Here is a 1,632-nt window from a genome sequence, read left to right as displayed (position 1 = left end):
GGCCGGGGGCGTTGCCCTCAACTGCGTAGCCAACGGCGTGATCTCGCGTGAGCGGATATTCGACCGTCTGTGGGTGCAACCGGCGGCTGGCGATGCGGGTGGCTCGCTGGGCGCCGCGCTGCTGACTGACCGCAAGTATCGCGGCGTAGCAAGCCGCGAACTGCCTGCTGGCGTGCGTGATGGCATGAGCGGAGCATTGCTTGGGCCGGAGTACAGCGAAGAGCAGATCAGGGACGAACTGGAAGCCTGCGGCGCTGTTTTTCACAGGCTTTCGCCGGAAGAGCTCGACCAGCGGGTGAGCACCAGCATCGAGGACGGCGGGGTCATCGGCTGGTTCCAGGGGCGAATGGAGTTCGGTCCGCGATCGCTTGGCAGCCGTTCGATCCTGGGTGATCCGCGCCGCTCGGACACCCAGTCAAACATGAACCTGCGCATCAAGTTCCGCGAGTCCTTCCGCCCCTTCGCTCCCGTGGTGCTTGAGGAAAAAGCGGCAGACTACTTCGACATCGTCGAGGAAAGCCCCTACATGCTGGTGGTCTCGCCCATTGCAACGGGCATTCGCAAGGCGATCCCACAGGAGAGTGCGCGGCTTACCGGGATCGACTTGCTCAAGTTGGTGCGTAGCGAGCTGCCGGCAATCACCCACGTGGACTTCTCGGCAAGGGTGCAGACCGTGGACCGGGAGCGCAACCCGCGGTTCCGGGCGCTGCTTGAACACTTCTATCAGCGTTCAGGGTGTCCTGTATTGGTCAACACCTCGTTCAACGTGCGCGGTGAGCCGATTGTGAACACGCCGTTCGAAGCCTATCGCTGCTTCATGCGTACCAACATGGATGTGCTGGCGATTGGCGACTTCTACCTCGATAAATCGGAGCAGCCTCAGTTCGAGGAGGCGGTCGACTGGCGCGAGACAGTACCGCTGGATTAACTCTTTCATACACTAGGGAAGGTGCACTATGGATTATGTTCTGCTCTACCTGATCCTGCCGTTGGGGATGTTTATCCGACGAACCAAGGCGTTCGCCCATCAGCCGGACCCCAAGGTCACCTCATACCTGAACCGCAAATCATGAGCGTCATGGCCATGGATGTTCAGGAGGCTTCATTGGTACAGGTGGTGGTCGTCAATGATCCCGACCTGACCGGGCTGGAGGGCTGTCGCGTGAGGCTGGCCGAAACGCCGCACTGCGCTGAGAGTGTGGGAGCAGTCGGCGGGGACTGGCTCGGCACAGTGTTGGGCCGGGATATCGTCGAGGCAATTCGCGCATTTCCTGACAGCCCGCACAAAGCGCTGCTCATCAGAGGCATTTCGCTCTCTACGGACGTCGCGACGCCGCGCAATGGTTTCCTGCCCAACGCCGAGTGTGTTCTTGACTTCGATCTGCTGCACTTTGGCATGTTGCGGCTGCTGGGTGTCAGGCCGCATGCAGTCGAGTATGAGAACTTCGGCAAGCTGGTCAGAAACGTCGTTCCGGTCCCGGAGGCCGCGGGCACCACCAGCTCTTGGGGCGCGGATGTGGAGTTTTTCTGGCACACCGACAATCCCAACTGGCCCTTCGCCGATCAAAGCCGAAATGTCGCGACCGCCGTGCCGAACTTCTTGGCCTTTACCGCCGTGCGCAACTTTGAAGG

General features: G+C 61.0%; 1 protein-coding gene and 1 pseudogene. Both read left to right on the top strand.

Features of this window, described 5'->3' with window-relative positions:
* Positions 1–928: carbamoyltransferase C-terminal domain-containing protein (locus tag AC1DLB_RS29430; RefSeq protein WP_477786233.1), on the top strand; the 928-nt coding region annotated here is incomplete at its 5' end.
* Positions 929–1,069: 141 nt separating this feature from the next.
* Positions 1,070–1,632 (top strand): annotated as a pseudogene (locus AC1DLB_RS29425) (TauD/TfdA family dioxygenase); the annotation flags it as partial.

This window comes from Pseudomonas sp. 05N434 (assembly GCF_056396965.1).
Note: the sequence above shows the minus strand (reverse complement) of the source record. Positions and strands in the feature narration are given on the sequence as shown.